Annotated in this window: 18 protein-coding genes and 1 pseudogene; 8 read left to right on the top strand and 11 right to left on the bottom strand. The window is 67.8% G+C overall.

Features of this window, described 5'->3' with window-relative positions; genetic code table 11:
* Positions 1-160: 160 nt before the first annotated feature.
* The 4 genes from kynU to KL771_RS23640 all read left to right on the top strand — a co-directional run bounded on the left by kynU (position 161) and on the right by KL771_RS23640 (position 3,831).
* On the top strand, positions 161-1,393 hold the full coding sequence (gene kynU / locus KL771_RS23625; protein ID WP_261970967.1) for a kynureninase: 1,233 nt from the start codon (positions 161-163) through the stop codon (positions 1,391-1,393).
* 58 nt (positions 1,394-1,451) lie between these two features.
* Entirely contained in the window at positions 1,452-2,297 is an 846-nt protein-coding gene (kynA, locus tag KL771_RS23630; RefSeq protein ID WP_261970968.1) for a tryptophan 2,3-dioxygenase, read from the top strand.
* Between the two features lie 123 nt (positions 2,298-2,420).
* Entirely contained in the window at positions 2,421-2,954 is a 534-nt protein-coding gene (locus KL771_RS23635) for an Lrp/AsnC family transcriptional regulator (RefSeq protein ID WP_083463565.1), read from the top strand.
* 49 nt (positions 2,955-3,003) lie between these two features.
* Positions 3,004-3,831 carry an alpha/beta hydrolase gene (locus KL771_RS23640; RefSeq protein ID WP_261970969.1) on the top strand — a complete coding sequence of 276 codons (828 nt, stop codon included), beginning with the start codon at positions 3,004-3,006 and terminating at the stop codon, positions 3,829-3,831.
* 46 nt (positions 3,832-3,877) lie between these two features.
* Here KL771_RS23640 and KL771_RS23645 read toward each other — a convergent pair whose 3' ends face one another.
* From KL771_RS23645 to KL771_RS23695, 11 genes and pseudogenes are all read right to left on the bottom strand, one after another.
* Positions 3,878-6,349 (bottom strand): putative bifunctional diguanylate cyclase/phosphodiesterase, encoded by a 2,472-nt coding sequence (locus KL771_RS23645; protein ID WP_261970970.1) that lies wholly within the window; start codon positions 6,347-6,349, stop codon positions 3,878-3,880.
* 156 nt (positions 6,350-6,505) lie between these two features.
* Positions 6,506-7,609, bottom strand: coding sequence for an S-methyl-5-thioribose-1-phosphate isomerase (gene mtnA, locus KL771_RS23650; RefSeq protein WP_261970971.1), 1,104 nt, complete (start codon positions 7,607-7,609; stop codon positions 6,506-6,508).
* Between the two features lie 13 nt (positions 7,610-7,622).
* Positions 7,623-8,861 (bottom strand): M20 family metallo-hydrolase, encoded by a 1,239-nt coding sequence (locus KL771_RS23655; protein ID WP_261970972.1) that lies wholly within the window; start codon positions 8,859-8,861, stop codon positions 7,623-7,625.
* A gap of 32 nt (positions 8,862-8,893) precedes the next feature.
* Positions 8,894-9,343 (bottom strand): PIN domain-containing protein, encoded by a 450-nt coding sequence (locus KL771_RS23660; RefSeq protein WP_261970973.1) that lies wholly within the window; start codon positions 9,341-9,343, stop codon positions 8,894-8,896.
* A gap of 16 nt (positions 9,344-9,359) precedes the next feature.
* Positions 9,360-9,626 (bottom strand): type II toxin-antitoxin system Phd/YefM family antitoxin, encoded by a 267-nt coding sequence (locus KL771_RS23665; RefSeq protein WP_261970974.1) that lies wholly within the window; start codon positions 9,624-9,626, stop codon positions 9,360-9,362.
* An 80-nt stretch (positions 9,627-9,706) separates the two neighbouring features.
* Positions 9,707-11,161 (bottom strand): dihydropyrimidinase, encoded by a 1,455-nt coding sequence (gene hydA, locus KL771_RS23670; protein WP_261970975.1) that lies wholly within the window; start codon positions 11,159-11,161, stop codon positions 9,707-9,709.
* Positions 11,162-11,363: 202 nt separating this feature from the next.
* A pseudogene (locus KL771_RS23675) lies at positions 11,364-11,663 on the bottom strand (GIY-YIG nuclease family protein).
* A 187-nt stretch (positions 11,664-11,850) separates the two neighbouring features.
* Positions 11,851-12,849: an ABC transporter substrate-binding protein gene (locus tag KL771_RS23680; protein ID WP_261970976.1), complete on the bottom strand. Its 999-nt coding sequence runs from the start codon at positions 12,847-12,849 to the stop codon at positions 11,851-11,853.
* Positions 12,850-12,884: 35 nt separating this feature from the next.
* A complete protein-coding gene (locus KL771_RS23685) occupies positions 12,885-13,877 on the bottom strand; it encodes an ABC transporter permease (protein WP_261970977.1) in 993 nt (330 codons plus the stop codon).
* A complete protein-coding gene (locus KL771_RS23690) occupies positions 13,874-14,851 on the bottom strand; it encodes an ABC transporter permease (protein WP_261970978.1) in 978 nt (325 codons plus the stop codon). The genes KL771_RS23685 and KL771_RS23690 overlap by 4 nt, the downstream gene beginning before the upstream one ends.
* Positions 14,841-15,704 carry an ABC transporter ATP-binding protein gene (locus KL771_RS23695; protein WP_261970979.1) on the bottom strand — a complete coding sequence of 288 codons (864 nt, stop codon included), beginning with the start codon at positions 15,702-15,704 and terminating at the stop codon, positions 14,841-14,843. The genes KL771_RS23690 and KL771_RS23695 overlap by 11 nt, the downstream gene beginning before the upstream one ends.
* A gap of 221 nt (positions 15,705-15,925) precedes the next feature.
* Between KL771_RS23695 and pyrF the strand changes: the two genes are divergently transcribed.
* From pyrF to KL771_RS23715, 4 genes are all read left to right on the top strand, one after another.
* Positions 15,926-16,648: an orotidine-5'-phosphate decarboxylase gene (gene pyrF / locus KL771_RS23700; protein WP_261970980.1), complete on the top strand. Its 723-nt coding sequence runs from the start codon at positions 15,926-15,928 to the stop codon at positions 16,646-16,648.
* A 282-nt stretch (positions 16,649-16,930) separates the two neighbouring features.
* A complete protein-coding gene (locus KL771_RS23705; RefSeq protein WP_261970981.1) occupies positions 16,931-17,239 on the top strand; it encodes a DUF485 domain-containing protein in 309 nt (102 codons plus the stop codon).
* Positions 17,236-18,906, top strand: coding sequence for a cation acetate symporter (locus tag KL771_RS23710; RefSeq protein WP_261970982.1), 1,671 nt, complete (start codon positions 17,236-17,238; stop codon positions 18,904-18,906). Before KL771_RS23705 ends, KL771_RS23710 begins: the two co-directional genes overlap by 4 nt.
* 147 nt (positions 18,907-19,053) lie before the next feature.
* Positions 19,054-19,568, top strand: a 515-nt coding sequence (locus tag KL771_RS23715; RefSeq protein ID WP_261970983.1) for a Crp/Fnr family transcriptional regulator, incomplete at its 3' end; no start/stop codon positions are given.

Here is a 19,568-nt window from a genome sequence, read left to right on the forward strand (position 1 = left end):
GACCGGTCGGTACGGACGCGGCACGATCGGGATATTTCAATCTTCAAACGTCGTCGGATCGGCAAGGCATTGCCGCCCGAGTGCCCGATGGGCGGCAAGAAGGGCAAGAAATTTCCGCCGATCCGGGTCAGTCTTGCCTCAACCCATCAGGAGACCCCGCGTGACCGCCCTGACCCGACAGGATTGCCTCGCCCTCGATGCCGCCGATCCGCTCGCCAGCCTGCGCGATCGCTTCGATCTGCCGGAGGGCGTGATCTATCTCGACGGCAATTCGCTCGGCGCCCTGCCGAAGGGGGTGGCGGAGCGGGTCGAGCAGGTCGTGCGCTTGGAATGGGGGCGCGACCTGATCCGCTCCTGGAACACGGCCGACTGGTACGGCGCGCCCGGCCGGGTCGGCGCCAAGCTCGCTCCGCTCCTCGGCGCCCGGCCGAACGAGGTGACCATCACCGACACCATCTCGGTCAATCTCTACAAGCTGCTCGTCGCCGCGGTGCGGATGCGGCCGGGGCGCTCGCGCATCCTGTGCGAGGCCGGCAACTTCCCGTCCGACAACCATATCGTGGATTCGGTCGCCCGCCAGTTCGGCCTGGAGGTCGTGGCTGTGCCTGCAGGCGAGATCGCGGCGGCGGTCGACGGCACGGTGGCGGTCGCGACCCTCAGCCACGTCAACTACCGCAGCGCGTTGATGCAGGACATGGGCGCGGTCACCGAGGCGATCCACCGGGCCGGCGCGCTGGCGGTCTGGGACCTCGCCCATTCCTCCGGGGCGGTCCGGCTCGACCTCGACGGCACCGGCGCCGACTTCGCGGTCGGCTGCGGCTACAAGTATCTCAACGGCGGTCCCGGCGCGCCGAGCCATATCTTCGTCGCCGAACGCCACCAGGCGGCCTTCGACCAGCCGCTGACCGGCTGGTTCGCCCATGCGGCGCCGTTCCGCTTCGACCCCGGCTTCGCGCGCGCCGACGGCATCCGGGCCGCGCTCTGCTCGACCCCGCAGATGCTCTCGCTGATCGCGCTGGAAGCCGCGCTCGACGCCTTCGCGGGCGTCGACATGGGCGCGCTCGAAGCCAAGGGCCGGGCGCTCGGCGATCTCCTGATCCGCTTCCACGACGAGCGTCTCGCCCGCTTCGGCAGCGCGGTGGCGAGCCCGCGCGAGACGGCGCGGCGCGGCAGCCATGTTTCGATCGCCCTCGACGGCGGCTTCCCGGTCATGGCGCGGCTGATCGAGCGCGGCATCATCGGCGACTTCCGCGCGCCCGACATCCTGCGCTTCGGCTTTGCGCCGCTCTACCTGCGCTTCGTCGACATCTACGACGCGGCCGAGGCGCTCGAAGCCATCCTGGCTGCGGACGACTGGCGCGATGCACCCGTCGCGACGGGCGCCGTCACCTGATCCGCCGATCGCCTCTCCCGATGCCGATCCTCTCCCGCCGAGACCGAGCCGAGCCCCCATGACCGAAGCCACCGAGACCGCCGCCGGGCGCTGGCACGATGCCAAGCTCGATTTCACCCGGGACATGTCCTATGCGGACTATCTCGATCTCGACCGCATTCTCGCCGCCCAGCATCCGCTCTCGCCGGACCGCAACGAACTGCTGTTCATCATCCAGCACCAGACCTCCGAGCTCTGGATGCGGCTGATGCTGCACGAACTCGACGGCGCGATGGCGATGGTCCGCGACGACAAGCTGCCGCCGGCCTTCAAGATGCTGGCCCGCGTCTCGCGCATCATGGCGCAGCTCGTCTCCGCCTGGGACGTGCTGGCGACCATGACGCCCTCGGAATACAGCGCCATCCGGCCCTATCTGGCAGCCAGTTCCGGCTTCCAGTCCTTCCAGTACCGCACCATTGAGTTCCGGCTCGGCAACAAGAATGCCGCCATGCTGTCCCCGCACCGGCACCGCCCCGACCGGCTGGCCATGGTCGAGGCGGCGTTTGCCGAGCCGTCTCTTTATGATGAGGCCGTCCGCCTGCTCGCCCGGCGCGGTTTCGCGATCGACCCGGCGCTGCTGGAGCGCGACTGGCGCCAGCCGAAGCCCGACGACGACGGCGTGGCGGCCGCGTGGACGGCGATCTACCGCGATCCGGAGCGCCATTTCGACCTCTACGAACTGGCCGAGGAACTGGTCGACCTGGAGGACGCCTTCCGGCTCTGGCGCTTCCGCCACCTGACCACCGTCGAACGGATCATCGGCCTGAAGCGCGGCACGGGCGGCACCGTCGGGACCGGCTATCTGCGCAAGATGCTGGATGTGGTCCTGTTCCCGGAGCTCTGGCGGCTCAGGACCGAACTCTGAGAGGTGGTTTCCCGGGCAGCGGTTTGTGCCTTAGGATGGCGGCCGTCGGGCAAATTCTTTCCACCTTGGCGGTTTCGCCAGACCGGAATCTGCGCCGACGGCTGCTGCACCCGGCGAGGTCCGATGTCCGACCGAATCGCGAAGGCCCGCCCGCGTCCCGGCGGGACCGACCGGCCCGCCGCCGAAGCGGCGGGCGACCTGAGCAAGGCCGACCGGATCATCCTGCAATCCCTGCAGGAGGATGCCCGGCTGACGACGGCGGAACTGGCCGAGCGGATCGTGATGTCCACGTCGCCCTGCTGGCGTCGCGTCAAGCGGCTCGAGGAGGACGGCTACATCACCGGCTATCACGCGGTGGTCGATGCCAAGAAGCTCGGCTACGGCGTCGCCGCCTATGTGCTGGTCGGCACCGAGAGCACCCACGAAGCCGACACCAACACCTTCGAGGAGGCCGTCCGGGCGATGCCGGAGGTGCTGTTCTGCTACGGCGTCTCCGGTTCGGACGACTACATCCTGCATGTCATCGCGCGCGATCTCGACGACTTCTACGAGAGCGTTTTCAACCGCATCCGCCGCTTGCCCCTGGTCAAGCGCACCCAGACCATGTTCGCCATGAAGACCGTCAAGGCTTCGCTGGCGGTACCGGTCGCGCCCTGATCCTCCGGCCTCCCCGGCACCCCCTCAGACCCCCGACCAGGAGACTGCCATGACCGACGATCCCGAATTCTGGGAACGGGAACTCAACCCTCGCGTCGCCGTTCCGAATGCCGTCGAGACCTATGGCGAATGGCCGAAATGGGCGGCCGCCACGCGCGCGGCGCGCCCGCACCGGGCCAATATCTCCTATGGTCCGCACCCGCGCGATCTGATGGACATCTTCCCGGCGGCCGAGCCGAAGGGCACCGTCGTGTTCATCCACGGCGGCTACTGGCGCGCCTTCTCCAAGGACGATTTCTCCTGGGTCGCCGAGGGCTTCGTCGATCTCGGCTACACCACCGTCATCCTCAACTATCCGCTCTGTCCGCAGGCGACGCTGCGCGAGATCGTCGATTCCACCCGACGCGGCCTCAAGGTGCTGATCGGCGAAGAACTGGGCACGGCCGAGCGCGACCGGATCGTCGTCACGGGCCATTCGGCCGGCGGATATCTGACGGCGCTGGCGCTGGCCACCGACTGGACGGCGATGGGGCTGCCGCGCGACCCGTTCCGCGGTGCCGTGCCGATCTCCGGCGTGTTCGAACTGGCGCCGCTGATCCACACCACCATGAATGCGGCCATCGGCCTCGACGAGGCGGAAGCGCTGGCCCTCAGCCTGTCCGGGACGCCGCCGAAGAGCCGCGCCAAATTGACGCTGGCGGTCGGCGGGCTGGAATCGGTGGAGTTCCATCGCCAGAGCGAGGCGCTCGCCCTGGCCTGGAGCGGTCTCGGGCCGAAGCTCCTCGACCTCGCCGACCGCAACCATTTCACGATCCTGGACGACCTGCGCATGCCGGGCAGTCCCCTGCATCGGGCCATCCTGGAAACGCTGGACTAGACAAGGGTCGATCGGAGCCGCCCGCTCCGGCCGGCCGGACCGCGTCTCAGCTGGCGCGGGCGATCGCTTCGCGGACCGGACGCATGACGAGATCGCCGTGAGCGTCGATCTCGCCGTCCGGTCCGGTCGACAACTCGCTCGTTCCCTGATCGAGGAGACGGGCCGCCAGATCCTGCGGCGGCATCGGCTTGCCGAACAGGTAGCCCTGGCCGTAGACGCAGCCGGCCGCCCGCACCACCGCCAGTTCGGCCGGGGTCTCGATCCCCTCGGCGACGGTCTCGATGCCGAGAGTGCGGCCGAGGCCGCCGATCGCATGCAGGATCGCCTCGCCGTCGGGGCGATCGGAGCCGTCGCGCAGGAACGACTTGTCGATCTTGATCTGGTCGAAGCGGAACCGGCGCAGGTAGCTCAGCGAGGAATAGCCGGTACCGAAGTCGTCGAGCGAGAAGCGCACACCGAGCGTGCGCAGCGTGTTCATCACGTCGAGAGCCACGTTCTCCTCGAACAGCACCGTCTCGGTCATCTCCAATTCCAGCCGGCGGGCCGCCAGACCGGTCGAGGCGAGAGCCCTCACGATGGTCGGTACCAGGCCCTGGCTCTTCAACTGGGCCGCGGACAGGTTGACAGACAGGGAGATCTCGGTCGGCCAGGTCGCCGCCTCGCGGCAGGCTGCGCGCAGCACCCACTCGCCGAGCGGCACGATCAGGCCGCTTTCCTCCGCGATCGGCACGAAGGTCTCGGGCGAGACCCAGCCGAAATCCGGGTGGTTCCAGCGCAGCAGGGCCTCGGCGGCGACGATGCGCTGCGTCTCGATGTCCACGATCGGCTGATAGCGCAGTTCGAGCTTGTCCTGGGCCAACGCCTTCTTCAGGTCGGCCTCCAGCGCGCGCCGCTCCAGAAGGCGCTGGTCCATGCCGAAGTCGAACACGCTGTAGAGCCGGCGGCCGGCCGCCTTGGCCTCGTAGAGCGCCGTGTCAGCACGCCGGATCAGGGTCTGCGGCTCCAGGCCGTGATCCGGCGCCATCGCGATGCCCACGCTGGTGCCGATCTCGACCATCGTTCCGGACACCCGATAGGGCTCGCTCAGTTCGGCGATCAACTGGGTTGCCATGGCGCGCAGCGCCGATTCGTCCTCGACTGGGTAGACTGCGATGGCGAATTCGTCGCCGCCGAAACGTGCCGCGAGCCCGCGCGGGCCGCAGACCCGCAAGGCCCGCCGAGCGACTTCGCGCAGCAGTTCGTCACCGGCGGCGTGGCCGTGCAGGTCGTTCACCTGCTTGAAGCGGTCGAGGTCGAAACTGATGACGCCGAGACATCCGCCGGTCGACCGGATGGTCTCCAGGCCGGTGGCCAGATAGCTCGTCAGGCTCGACCGGTTGGGCAATCCGGTCAATCCGTCATGGCGGGCCAGAAACTCAAGCTGGGCCTGCGTCCGGCGGCGTTCGGTGATGTCTTCGTGGGTCGAAACCCAGCCGCCCTCCGGCAGGGGCTGCCGGTGGACCTCGAAGAAGCGGCCGTCGGCGAGCCGGAGATAGACGGTCTCGGCCCCGCCCTTCAACCTGAATTCGCTGAGATGCAGCCCGGCCTCGGCGTCGCAGATGCCGTTCGCGACATAGTGTTCGATCATCGCCTTCACGTCCGTCCCGGGGACGGGGTCGGGATCGGTGAAGCCGTACATGGCCGCGAAGCGTCGGTTGCAGACCACGAGGCGGCCGTCGCTGTCGAACAGGGTCAGGCCTTCACGCATGTTCTCCAGCGCGGCCGCGAAGCGGGCGCTCTGAATGCGGGCATCGGATTCCCGGTGCTGCAAAAGGCGGTTCTGGTCGGTCAACTCGGCATTGGCGCCCTCTAGCGCCGCATGGGCCTCCTCTAGCTGGGTCGTGGTCTCGGCCAGATTGCCGGCGAGCCGACTCAGCGCCACATGGGCCCCGCCCAGGAGAGTGTTCTGCCGCCACAGGAGGGCGATCATGTATCCGGCCAACACCATGATGCAGACGACGACGCCCACGAAGCTGCGCTGCAGAAGCTTGAGGTTGTCGGCATATTGCGCGTTCAGCGTTGCGGCGCGGCGGTTGGTGGTTCCGACGATACTGAAGATGCTGGGGGTGAGGGCGTCGAAGCGCTGTCCGGCGGCGGCGATGGCGGCCGGATCGTCGAGATGCTCCAAGAGCGGCTCGAGGCGGCCGATCGTGTCGGCCAGTTCCTCGACCGTCCCGATCGGACCGAAGTCGTCGTCGAAGATGGCGCGCGCCGGGCCGTGCGCCAGACGGTCGAACGCGCGCTTGACGGACCGATAGGCGTTGCGGACATCGACCTCCAGGGCCGAACCCTCGCCCAGGCGCAGGCTCGCCAGAGCCTGCTGGAACCTGAACATTTCGACCATGGCTTCGGACAGTGTGCCGACCGTCGCGAAGTCGTTTCGATCGCGATTGGTGTCGCGATACTGGCTGATCGTCAGCGCCAGCGTGATGGCAGCGACCAGCAGTCCGCCGAGGGACAGCGCGAGGGCCGACTTCAACAGTCGGTTTCGCCTGGTATCGCTTCCCAACATGCCCTCTGCCCGCTCCTGCCGCCGCCTGAAGATCGATCCTAGATGGAAAGCCCTGACGATTTGGTAAAAGGGTGGCGGCAAGGCTATCCCGCCATGGATTGCAGTATGCGAGGGCAATATTCTTCAGTTTTTCTCCAGTCGATCCGGGAAGAGCGCTGCGAGACTGTCCCGTTTGGCAGGTACCAGACCCCGCTCCGTGATCAGTCCGGTAACAAGGCGGGCCGGTGTGACATCGAATGCATAGTTTGCAACGGGCGTACCGTCCGGAACGATCCTTACCGTCTCGATGCGCCCGTCTTCGGCGCGGCCGGATATATGCGTAACCTCGAAACCATGGCGCTGCTCGATCGGGATTTCCCTGAGACCGTCGCCGACCGAGAAGTCGATGGTTGGGGAAGGCAGGGCGACATAGAATGGAACGCCGTTGTCCCGCGCGGCCAGCGCCTTCAGGTAGGTGCCGATCTTGTTGGCGACATCGCCCGTGGCGGTGGTCCGGTCGGTTCCGACGATCACGGCGTCGACCTGTCCGTGCTGCATCAGATGGCCGCCGGTATTGTCCGGCACGACCGTGTGCGGCACGCCGTGATGGCCGAGTTCCCAGGCGGTCAGGAAGGCGCCCTGATTGCGCGGCCGGGTCTCGTCGACCCAGACATGGACCGGCAGGCCGGCATCGTGCGCCATGTAGATCGGCGCCGTGGCGGTGCCCCAGTCGACGGTGGCCAGCCAGCCCGCATTGCAGTGGGTCAGGATGTTGAGCGGCCCGCCGCCCGGCTTGGCGCGGAGCAGGTCCTCCAGGACGGCGAGGCCGTGGCGGCCGATCGCGGCATTGATGGCGACATCCTCGTCGGCGATCTCGGCCGCCGCCGCATAGGCCGCATCGCAGCGTGCCGAGGGCGGCAGGTCGGCGAGGATGCCGCGGACCTCGTCGAGCGCCCAGCGCAGGTTGACGGCGGTCGGGCGGGTCCGGATCAGGCGGTCATAGGCGGTGCGCAGGGCCGCGTCGTCGGCTTGGTCGCGCATGGCCAGCGCCATGCCGTAGGCGGCGGTCGCGCCGATCAGCGGGGCGCCGCGCACCACCATGGTCTCGATGGCCTGCGCGGCATCCTCCAGCGTGCGTAGCGTCACCGTCTCGAAGCGATGCGGCAGCCGGGTCTGGTCGATCGCCGTCACATCGCCGGCATGAGCCTCGGTCCAGAGGGTCCGGTAGTGCTGGCCGTCGACATTCATGGTCCGCTCCCGCTCAGCCGAGACGGCGATCGTATTCCAGCACGGCCTCCAGGAGAACCTGCGCGCCGGCGGCGCATTCCTCGAAGGTGGTCGATTCGGCCTCGTTGTGGCTGATGCCGCCGGCGCAGGGCACGAAGATCATGGTGGTCGGCGCGACGCGGGCCACATAGGCGGCATCGTGGCCGGCGCCCGAGACCATGTCGCGGCTCTCGAAGCCGGCCCGCTCGGTGCCGATGCGGACGCAGTCGATCAGGTCGGGGGCGAAGCGGACGGCCGGCGAGTGCCAGATGCGCTTCTCCTCGAAGGTGAGCTTCAGCGGCGTCAGGATTTCGTCGAGCGCCCGGCGCAGCTTGCCCTCCATCACGTCGAGCACGGCATCGTCCGGATGACGCAGGTCGACGCAGAAGAAGACCTCGCCCGGGATGACGTTGCGGCTGTTCGGGCGGTTCTCGATCAGGCCGACGGTGCCGACCGCGTTCGGGGCATGCTCGTGGGCGATGGCGTCGATCCGGTCGATGACGCGGGCGGCGCCGAGCAGGGCGTTGCGGCGCAGATACATCGGCGTGGCGCCGGTATGGGCGTCCTGGCCGGCGACCGTCACCTCGTACCAGCGCATGCCCTGCACGCCCTGGACGACGCCGATCATCCGGCCCTCGTTCTCCAGGATCGGCCCCTGTTCGATATGCAGTTCGAACATCGCGCCGAATTTGTGCGCGCCCGCCTTCTCGGGGCCGCGATAGCCGATGCGCTCCAGTTCGTCGCCATATTTCAGGCCCTGCCGGTCCTCGCGGGAATAGGCGTATTCGGGCGTGAACACGCCGGCATAGACGCCGGAGGCGAGCATCGCCGGGGCGAAGCGCGAGCCCTCCTCGTTGGCCCAGTTGACGATCTCGACCGGGGCGTTGGTCTCGTAGCCCATGTCGTGCATCGTGCGCATGGCCTCGAGCGCGCCGAGCACGCCGAGCACGCCGTCGAACTTGCCGCCGGTCGGCTGGGTGTCGAGATGCGACCCCATGGCGATCGGGGCGAGATCCGCCCGCCGGCCCGGCCGGACCGCGAACATGTTGCCGACCTCGTCGACCGTGACCGTGCAGCCGAGCGCCTCGCACTCAGCCTTGAACCAGTCGCGCACGCGCCGGTCCTCGTCGGTCAGCGTCAGCCGCTTGATGCCGCCCTTCGGCGTGCCGCCGATCTGGGCGGTTTCCATCAGGCTGTCCCACAGCCGCTGCGGGTTGATCTTGAGGTTCTGCATCGAGGGCTCCTGGCGTCTCGTAGGAGGTCGTTTCAAGGGCGGGCCGCGAGAGCCGCGGAAAGAAAGGGATGGGTCGGGGTCGCGAAGGGATTGACGATGGTCAGTCCATTCCAAAGGAAGCCGTCTTGCATGTCTTCAGAGAGGAGCATCGCGCAGCCGGCTTCGACCGCGGCGACCATGACGACTGCGTCCCAAACCTGCAGTCGGTGATCGGTCGCCAATTGCAGGGCGCGCAGCATGCTCGACGGCGTCGTGCCGACGACGGTCCCGATCGGACGCCAGGCCTCGATCCGGCGCATGATCTCGAAGCGGTCGAGGCCGCTCTTGCGGGCCAAAACATTGTAGAATTCGCCGAGCACCTGGCCTGGCAGAACGATCCGGCCGAGCAGGCCGGCGATAGCCTGCTTGGCGAGCGCGATGCGCCGGGCATCTCCGTAGCCTTCGGCATAAATCAGAATATTCGTATCGAACCCCACCTTCATCGGAAGGACTCCGGCATCAGAATGACTCCGGGTACGGCTCGTCGTCGTAGAGTTCGCCGCGCGTCCAGGTCAGCGGCCCCAATACGGGCCGGGCTTCCAGGCGTTCGAGCAGCCGGAGGCCCGCAGCCACCTGATCGTCCCGCTCCCGGTCCTCCTCCGAGAGCGGAACGATCTTGGCGACCGGCCGCCCATGCGATGTGACGATCACCGCGTCGCCCTCGGCGACGTCGCGGATCAGCTTGGAGAAGTGCCGATTGGCGTCGGCCGCCGAGATCGTCTTCATGAGACACCTAATGTAGTGAATTGCACTACTTTAGCACGGCCGGCCGTCGGCCGGAAGATGCCGGCCTTTCCATCCGTCCTTCACGGCGTGACTTCGAGCCGCTCCACGCCGCGCGGACGGGTCAGGTCCTTCCAGGTCGCGTTGGCGACGTGGACGGCCGGGAAGGCCGGGCGCTCGACATACTGGCCGTCGCCGGGCTTCGCCGAGACGGCGCCGTCGCGATAGACGACGCGGCCGCGCGAAATGGTGACGGCCGGCAGGCCGCGGCAGCGGTAGCCCTCGAAGACGTTGTAGTCGATGCGGCTCTTCTGGGTCTTGGCCGAGACGGTTTTGGTCGCCTCCGGATCCCAGACGACGAGATCGGCATCCGAGCCGACCGCGACGGCGCCCTTGCGCGGATAGATGTTGAGGATGCGGGCGATGTTGGTCGAGGTGACGGCGACGAATTCCTCCGGCGTCAGCCGGCCGGTGTTGACGCCGGCATCCCAGAGCACCGGCATACGATCCTCCAGGCCGCCGGTGCCGTTCGGAATCTTGCGGAAGTCGCCGAGGCCGAAGCGCTTCTGGTCGGTCGTGAAGGCGCAATGGTCGGTCGCCACCACCTGCAGCGAGCCGGACTGCAGGCCGGCCCACAGGCTCGCCTGGTGCGAGCGGTCGCGGAAGGGCGGGCTCATCACCCGGCGGGCGGCATAGTCCCAGTCCTTCGACTGGTATTCGCGGTCGTCGAGGACGAGATGCTGGATCAGCGGCTCGCCGAAGACGCGCTTGCCGGCGGCGCGGGCGCGCGCGATCGCCTCGTGGCTCTCGCGGCAGGAGGTGTGCACGACATAGAGCGGGCTGCCGGCCATGTCGGCGATCATGATGGCGCGGTTGGTCGCCTCGCCCTCGACTTCCGGCGGGCGCGAATAGGAATGCCCCTCCGGTCCAGTCACGCCGAGATCGAAATAGTGTTGCTGCAGGCGGAAGACGATGTCGCCGTTCTCTGCATGGACCAGCGGCAGGGCGCCGAGCCCGGCGCAGCGCGAGAAGGAGTGGAACAGCTCGTCGTCATTCACCATCAAGGCGCCCTTGTAGGCGAGGAAGTGCTTGAAGGTGTTGATGCCGTAGGTCTTCACGACGGTTTCCATCTCGTCGAAGACCTGTTTGTCCCACCAGGTGATGGCCATGTGCAGGCTGTAGTCGGCGACCGCCTTCTCGCCCTTGTGGCGCCATTCCTGGTAGGCGGCGAGCAGCGACTGGCCGGGACCGGGTAGGCAGAAGTCGACCACCATGGTGGTGCCGCCGGCCACAGCCGCGGTGGTGCCGGACTCGAAGTCGTCGGCCGAATAGGTGCCCATGAAGGGCATGTCCAGATGAGTGTGCGGATCGATGCCGCCCGGCAGCACAAAGGCGCCACCGGCGTCGATCACCTCAGCACCCACCGGCGCCTCGAGTTTCGCCCCGACGGCCACGATCGTGCCGTCCTCGATCAGAACGTCGGCGCGCCGGGTGTGATCGTGGTTCACGACGGTTCCGCCGCGAATGAGAAGGGTCATGACAATGCTCCGATCGTTGACGGTATAGATCCCGATCGCACGTTGGCGCCCCCGCGAAGCTCGTTCGCCAAGTTCGACCGCCTGAGCCTGTGCTGTCTGCGTGATCTTGGATCCGCGACCCACCGGCTCTGGAACACGGTGCCCTCCACCGCTCTGTCGTGCCCGGGCTTGTCCCGGGCATCCAGCGGCCGCCGAGGTTCCGTCAGAGGATGCGTTCGAAAAGATCGTCCCAGTTGGGATTGTCCTTCTCGATGAGGTTGATTTTCCACTGCCGCGGCCAGGACTTGATGGCTTTCTCTCTCGCTACGGCGTCGTTGATGTATCGATAGTCCTCGCACCAGACGAGGGTTTTGACCCCATACCGAGAGGTGAAGCCGGGAACCTATCCTTCGCGGTGTTCCCAGACGCGACGAACAAGGTCGTTCGTCACGCCCGTGTAGAGTGTTCCATTGCGACGGCTGGCCAGGATGTAGACCCAGTATTCGTGCTGTCGCCTTTGCATCCGAGCATCGGGTCCCGCTTCGCGTCGCTGAACCGACGCCGTCGCGTTGGATGGCCGGGACAAGCCCGGCCATGACAGACCGATAGGGCTGACGCCACGAAGGGCCGGCCGGTCGGCTCCGGAGCTCTTCCGGTTCGGCGGGTCGCTCCGCGCCGACCGGGCGAGGCCCCGGACGCCCTTGCCGGGCCTACTTGATCCCCGCCGCGTCGGTGACGGCGGCGGTCCAGGCGCCCTTCGGCTCCTTGGTGATGACCGGGGCCTCGCCGCCGGCGGTCAGCAGGGTCTTGACCGTCTGGGCGTAGTCGGCCTCGGCGAGCTTGCCGGTCGAACCATCGGTCAGCTTGTTGATCTCGCCCATCATGCGGACCTGATGCTTCTCGGTCTGGGCGCCGGTCGTATCGTTGTCGAGCACGATCTTGGCGGCTTCGGTCGGGTTGGCGCGCGCCCAGTCCCAGCCCTTCATCGAGGCCTTGACGAACTTGCCCATGCGCTCGACGAATTTCGGGTCCTTCAGCTTCTCCTCCGACGCATAGAGGCCGTCCTCCATGGTGGCGACGCCCTGGTCGGCATATTTGAAGGTGACGAGATCGTCCGCCTTGATGCCGGCGTCGATGACCTGCCAGTATTCGTTGTAGGTCATGGTCGAGATGCATTCCGCCTGCTTCTGCAGGATCGGATCGACGTTGAAGCCCTGCTTGATCACCTTGACGCCGCCGGCCGAGCCGTCGGTCTTGATGCCGAGGCGGGACATCCAGGCCATGAACGGATATTCGTTGCCGAAGAACCAGACGCCGAGCGTCTTGCCCTTGAAGTCGGCCGACGACTTGATGCCGGAATCCTTGCGGCAGGTCAGCATCATGCCGGAGCGCTTGAACGGCTGGGCGATGTTGACCAGCGGCACGCCCTTCTCGCGCGCGGCGAGCGCGGCCGGCATCCATTCCACGATCACGTCGGCGCCGCCGCCGGCCAGAACCTGCGGCGGGGCGATGTCCGGGCCGCCCGGCTTGACGGTCACGTCGAGGCCGGCCTCCTTGTAGAAGCCCTTGTCCTTGGCGACGTAGTAGCCGGCGAACTGGGCCTGGGTGACCCATTTCAGCTGCAGCGTGACCTTCTCCTGCGCGCCGGCCGCGGTGGCGGCGGTGAGCCCGAAGGCGGCGATTCCGACCGCAAGCAACGTCCTGTTCATGCGACGCACTCCTCTCCCAAAGGTCCGGACCGCGGTCAGCGACGGCGGTAGGACGGATGCCAAAAGGTTATACGGCGCTCGGCGAGCGCCAGAAGGCCGTAGAAGACCGAACCGGTCACCGCCGCGACGGCGATCTCGGCCCAGACCATGTCGAGGCTCATGCGCCCGACCTCGGTCGAGATGCGGAACCCCATGCCGAGGATCGGCGTGCCGAAGAACTCGGCCACGATGGCCCCGATCAGCGCCAGCGTCGAGTTGATCTTCAGCGCATTGAAGACGAACGGCATGGCGGCGGGCAGGCGCAGCTTCAGGAGCGTCGTCGCCCAGTCGGCCGCATAGGAGCGCATCAGGTCGCGTTCCAGGGCGCCGGAGGCCGACAGGCCCGCCACCGTGTTGACCAGCGCCGGGAAGAAGGTCATCACGACGACGACGGCGACCTTAGACTGCCAGTCGAAGCCGAACCACATGACCATGATCGGGGCGATGCCGATCATCGGCAGGGCCGAGACGAAATTGCCGATCGGCATCAGGCCGCGGCGCAGGAACGGCAGGCGGTCGCAGAGGACCGCGATGGCGATGCCGAGCCCGGAGCCGAGCGCCCAGCCGGGGATCACGGCGCGCAGCACGGTCTGCACGAAATCCTCCGCGAGGATCGGCAGCGACTGGACGAGCCGGGCGCCGATCGCGGAGGGCGGCGGCATCAGCACCAGCGGCACGCCGGCGCCGACCGTGACGATCTCCCAGAGAAAGAGCAGGAAGGCGCCGAACAGGATCGGGACGAGAAGATCCAGCATGCGCCGTGCCGCCGGTGCCGGCGGGACGGCCCGCGCCAGCCGGTCGGTCGCCCACCAGGCGGCGAGCCAGATCGCGACGATCGCGCCCCAGAACCAGGCCGGCGCCTGGCCGGCCAAGTCGGGCCTGTGCACGGCGTCGAGCGCCCACAGGCAGCCGGCGGCGACCGCCACCAGCCCGACCAACGCGGCCGGAATGCCGTCCGTCCGGTTGCGGGTCTGCGCGGGGGCGCTCATCGGCGGCCTCCCAGTGCCGCGACGGTGATCCGCTCGGCGAGCCCGACGGCGGCAACCGCCAGGGCGGCGAGCGCGGCGGCGGCGATCAGGGCGGCCCAGATCTGCACGGTCTGGCCGTAATAGGAGCCGGTCAGAAGCCGCGCGCCGAGCCCGGCCTGCGCGCCGGTCGGCAACTCGCCGACGATCGCGCCAACCAAGCTGATCGCGATGGCGACCTTCAGGCTGGCGAACAGGAAGGGCAGGGCGGCCGGCCAGCGCAGCTTCCAGAAGGTCGCCCAGGCCGAGGCGTCGTAGGTGCGCATCAGGTCGAGATCGATCGGATGCGGCGAGGTGAGGCCCTTGACCATGCCGATCGTGACGGGGAAGAAGCACAGATAGGCCGAGATGATCGATTTCGGTATGAGCCCGGTGATGCCGAGCGAGCCGAGCACCACGATCACGATCGGCGCCACCGCCAGGATCGGCACCGTCTGCGAGGCGATGATCCAGGGCAGCAGGCTCTTCTCGAGCGTCTTGATGTGGACGATCAGCACCGCCAGCACGACGCCGAGCAGGCCGCCCATCAGGAAGCCGACGAGCGTCGAGGAGAGCGTGGTCCAGGCGTGGAACAGGAGATTGCGCGGCGTCCAGCGGATTTCGCAGCTGAAGAAGGCCGACCAGAACGGCTGGTCCGACGGCAGGCGGCCGCAGGTCGAGACGCGCAGTTCCATCACGATCTGATGCGGCGAGGGCAGCACCGGACGCTCCAGTGACCAGGCCGCCTGATAGCGGGCGGCGAGATCACCCTCCGCCGGCATCGACGGCAGGCCTGAATTCATCGGCAGGCAGGCCGCGTACCAGATCGCCAGGATCACGCCGACGATGACCAGGACCGGCCCGGTCTGGCCGCCGAACAGGATGTCGGCCGCCGCCCGCCCGCCGCCGCGGGCGCCGTGCGGTGCCGGTCGTGTCGGCAGGGCGGCCTCAGTCGTCATAGGAGTGACCGGCTCTCAGTCCCTCGCGCACCCGGTGCGCCACGGCCAGGAATTCCGGCGTCTCGCGGATGTCGAGCGTGCGGTCGCGCGGGAAGTCGCAGTCGATCACGTCGATGATCCGGCCGGGCCGCGGGCTCATGACCACGATCTTGGTCGACAGGAACACCGCCTCGGGAATCGAATGGGTGACGAACACCACGGTCTTGCCGGTCGCCGCCCACAGTGCCAGGAGCTGGCCGTTGAGCTTGTCGCGGACGATCTCGTCGAGCGCGCCGAAGGGCTCGTCCATCAGGAGGAGCGCCGGGTCGAAGGACAGCGCGCGGGCGATCGAGGCACGCTGCTGCATGCCGCCGGACAGCTGCCAGGGATACTTCTTCTCGAAGCCCTTCAGGTTGACGAGTTCGAGATTCTTCGCCGCCCGGGCGCGCCGTTCGGCGGCCGGCAGGCCGAAGATCTCGAGCGGCAGCATCACGTTCTTCTCGACCGTGCGCCACGGAAACAGGCCCGGCGCCTGGAACACGTAGCCATACTGCCGCCGGCGCCGGGCCGCGTCGGGATCGAGCCCGTTGACCGTGATCGTGCCGGCGGTCGCCTGTTCGAGATCGGCGATCACCCGCAGGAGCGTGGTCTTGCCGCAACCCGACGGGCCGATCAGGGAGACGAACTCGCCGGCCGCGATGTCGAGCTCGACATCCTTCAGGGCATAGACCGGGCCGTCATTGGTCTGAAAGGTCAGCGACAGGCCGCGCGCCGTCACCACCGGTGCGGCGGCCTTGGCGCGATCTGTGACAGTCCCGGTCGCGCCGTTGCCGGCCGGGGCCGGAACCGTTTTTGCGCGTGCAGCCTCGACCATCCGACCTCCCGTTCCGCCGGGCAGATTTGATCAAACGGAAAAATCCCTGGCAAGCGCCCCGCGTGGAAATTTATGCGGCACAATGCCCGGAGTCGATGCCTGCCCGATGGGCACCGCGGATCGGCGGAGATCGGATGGAGACGGGGGCGGCGGGGGCCGTGCCGCTTGCCGCGCCGCCCGGTGCGCCGTAATGCTGCCCCGACAGCCGAACGGAGCCGACCATGCCTTTCCAGCCGAACCATCCGCGCGAACGCCTGATCCTCGCCCTCGACGTGCCGACCGTCGAGGAGGCCGAGGCGGTCGTGGCGGCCACGCGCGGGGCGGTCGGCGTCTACAAGATCGGCCACCAGCTGGTCTTCTCCGGCGGCCTCGCCCTGGCCGAGCGGCTGATCCGGTCGGGCGAGAAGGTGTTCCTCGACCTGAAGCTGCTCGACATCGACAACACGGTTGCCCACGGCGTCCAGGCCGTGGCGGCGCTCGGTCCGGCTTTCCTGACGCTGCACGCCTATCCGAAGGCGATGCGGGCGGCCGTGGCCGCCAAGGCGGCGTCCGGCGGTTCGCTGTCGCTGCTCGCCGTGACCGTGCTGACCTCGATGGACGATGCCGACCTGACCGAGGCCGGCTATGCCGGCGCGGTGCGCGGGCTGGTCGCCATCCGCGCCGCCCAGGCGCGCGCCGCCGGGATCGACGGCCTGGTCTGCTCGCCCGAGGAGGTGGCGCCGATCCGCGCCATCGTCGGGCCGGACATGATGCTGGTCACGCCGGGCGTGCGCCCGGCCGGATCCGCGGCCGGCGACCAGAAGCGCGTCATGACGCCCGGCGATGCGATCCGGGCCGGCGCCGACCTGCTCGTGGTCGGCCGCCCGATCCTCGCCGCCGCCGACCGCAGGGCGGCCGCGGAAGCCATCGTGGCCGAGATCGGAAGCGCCACGCGCGGACAGTGACCATGCGCGTTTTTCAAGCAATCACGCGTACGAATTCCTACTGACCCAACCCCTTGTCCAGTCGAACGAAAGTCGCAAGACGAAGTACGGGCTTCTGGACTCCTACCGTTTCGTTAAAGTCGCACCCATGACGGCCGGACGTCTGTCCGGTCGATCGGTGAGGCGCGGGAGCCGAACAGAAAATCGATGGTGGTTTGAACGTTTCGAGAGCGATTTCGCACTCGCAGCGAAGGAAACCCCATGCCTGTTCGGCGCCGCACAATCGTTGACGGGAGGTCCGACGTGCAAAGCGATCTGGTCGAGCGGGTGCGATCAAACCCGAAATTCCAGGAACTGGTCACCAAGCGCACCAGCTTCGGCTGGACGCTGACATTCGTGATGCTGGCCATCTACTACGGCTTCATCATGGTGGTCGCCTACAAGAAGGAATGGCTGGCGATCAAGCTCGGCTCGGGCGTGATGACGCTCGGCATCCCGGTCGGCGTCGCCGTGATCCTGTCGGCCTTCATCCTGACCGGCATCTATGTGGCGCGGGCCAACCGCGACTACGACGCCCTGATCGCCGCCATCAAGGAGGACGCGTCCAAATGAGCCGCTACGCCCAATCTCTCGCAGGCGCCGCGGCGCTTCTCCTCGCCGCAGGCGCAGCCCATGCGGCCGGTCCGGATGTCGGTCAGGTCCAGCAGCAGGCGACCAACTGGACCGCCATCGGCATGTTCCTGGCATTCGTGGTGCTGACCCTCGGCATCACCAAATGGGCGGCCGGGCAGAGCCGGTCGGCGGCGCAGTTCTATACCGCCGGCGGCGGCATCACGGGCTTCCAGAACGGCCTGGCGATCGCCGGCGACTACATGTCGGCCGCCTCGTTCCTCGGCATTTCGGGCCTCGTCTATACGTCCGGCTATGACGGCCTGATCTATTCGATCGGCTTCCTGGTCGGCTGGCCGATCATCATGTTCCTGCTCGCCGAACCGCTGCGCAATCTCGGCAAGTTCACCTTCGCCGACGTGGCTTCGTTCCGCCTCGGCCAGACCCAGATCCGCACGCTGTCGGCCTGCGGCTCCCTGGTCGTGGTCGCCTTCTACCTGATCGCCCAGATGGTCGGTGCCGGCAAGCTGATCCAGCTCCTGTTCGGCCTGCCCTATGCCTATGCGGTGGTGGCGGTCGGCCTGCTGATGATCGTCTACGTGACCTTCGGCGGCATGGTGGCGACCACCTGGGTGCAGATCATCAAGGCGGTCCTGCTGCTCGCCGGTGCCTCCTTCATGGCCTATATGGTGCTCGCCACCTACGGCTTCTCGCCCGAGGCGATCTTCGCCAAGGCCATCGAGATCAAGAAGACCGACGCGATCATGGCCCCCGGCGGCATGGTCAAGGACCCGATCGAAGCCGTCTCGCTCGGCATCGGCCTGATGTTCGGCACGGCCGGCCTGCCCCATATCCTGATGCGGTTCTTCACCGTCTCGGACGCCAAGGCGGCCCGCAAGTCCGTCTTCTACGCGACCGGCTTCATCGGCTACTTCTACATCCTGACCTTCATCATCGGCTTCGGCGCGATCGTGCTGGTCGCCACCAACCCGCAGTTCCTCGACGCCAAGGGCGCCCTGCTCGGCGGCAGCAACATGGCGGCGATCCATCTCGCCAATGCGGTCGGCGGCAATCTGTTCCTCGGCTTCATCTCGGCGGTCGCCTTCGCCACCATCCTGGCGGTGGTGTCGGGTCTCGCGCTCGCCGGTGCCTCGGCGATCAGCCACGATCTCTACGCCTCGGTGATCGCCAAGGGCCGGGTCTCGGAAGACAAGGAAATCCGCGTCTCCAAGATCGCGACCGTGTTCCTCGGCCTCCTGGCCATCGTGCTCGGCATCGCCTTCGAGAACATGAACATCGCCTTCATGGTCGGCCTGGCCTTCGCGGTCGCGGCCTCGTGCAACTTCCCGGTCCTGTTGATGAGCATGTTCTGGAAGGGCACCACCACCAAGGGTGCGCTGGTCGGCGGCTTCGTCGGCCTGATCGCCTCGGTCGGCATGGTCGTGGCCGGTCCGGCGGTGTGGGAAGGCGTGCTCCTGAACCCCAAGGGTTCGGCGCCGATGCCCTACAACAACCCGGCCCTGTTCTCCATGACGCTCGCCTTCGCGGTCATCTGGATCGTGTCCCTGCTCGACCGGACGCGTGCGGCGGCCGCCGAGCGCGACTCCTTCGAGGCCCAGTTCGTCCGCTCGCAGACCGGCATCGGGGCCTCCGGCGCCAGCGCCCACTGATCCGCGATCCGTCCCGCCCGGCTCCGCGCCGGACGGGACTCCTTCCGTCTCTCCAGCGCCAGGGCTCGTCCCTGGCGCTTCGGCCTCGGCGGACCGGATGCCGGCCTGCCGCCCGATCGGACCCAAGGCCGCGTGAAGGATAGAGCCATGCCGACGGCTTTCGACGCCCTCAACCCGCCCTTCGACCGGCTCGGCCATGACGAGGTCGAGCGGCTGCGGCGGCAGCTCGATATCGGCTACTTCCCGCCCGGCGCCGTCATCGTCGAGGCCGGCCGGCAGTCCGACGCCCTGCATGTCGTGATCAAGGGCGCCGTCGAGGAGCGCGATGCCGCCGGCGATGTGACCGCCGTGCTCGGTCCGAAGGACAGTTTCGATGCGCGCGCGGTCGTCCACGGCGCCGCCGATTCCCGCTTCGTCGCGGCTGCCGAGACGCTGGCCTATCTGATCCCGCGCGAGACGGTGCTCGATCTGGTCCGGCGCAATCGCGGCTTCGCGGCCTTCTTCTATTCCGAGATCTCCCGCAAGCTCGACGCCATGGCGCGCGGCGGCATGGCCGGCGGGGTCGAAAGCGTGATGCGCGCCCGCATCCGCGACGCCCGGCCGCGTGCGGCCGCCTTCATCCCGGCTTCCGCCTCGGCTGAGGGGGGCCGGCACAAGATGCG

The organism is Prosthecodimorpha staleyi (assembly GCF_018729455.1).
Taxonomy (GTDB): domain Bacteria; phylum Pseudomonadota; class Alphaproteobacteria; order Rhizobiales; family Ancalomicrobiaceae; genus Prosthecodimorpha; species Prosthecodimorpha staleyi.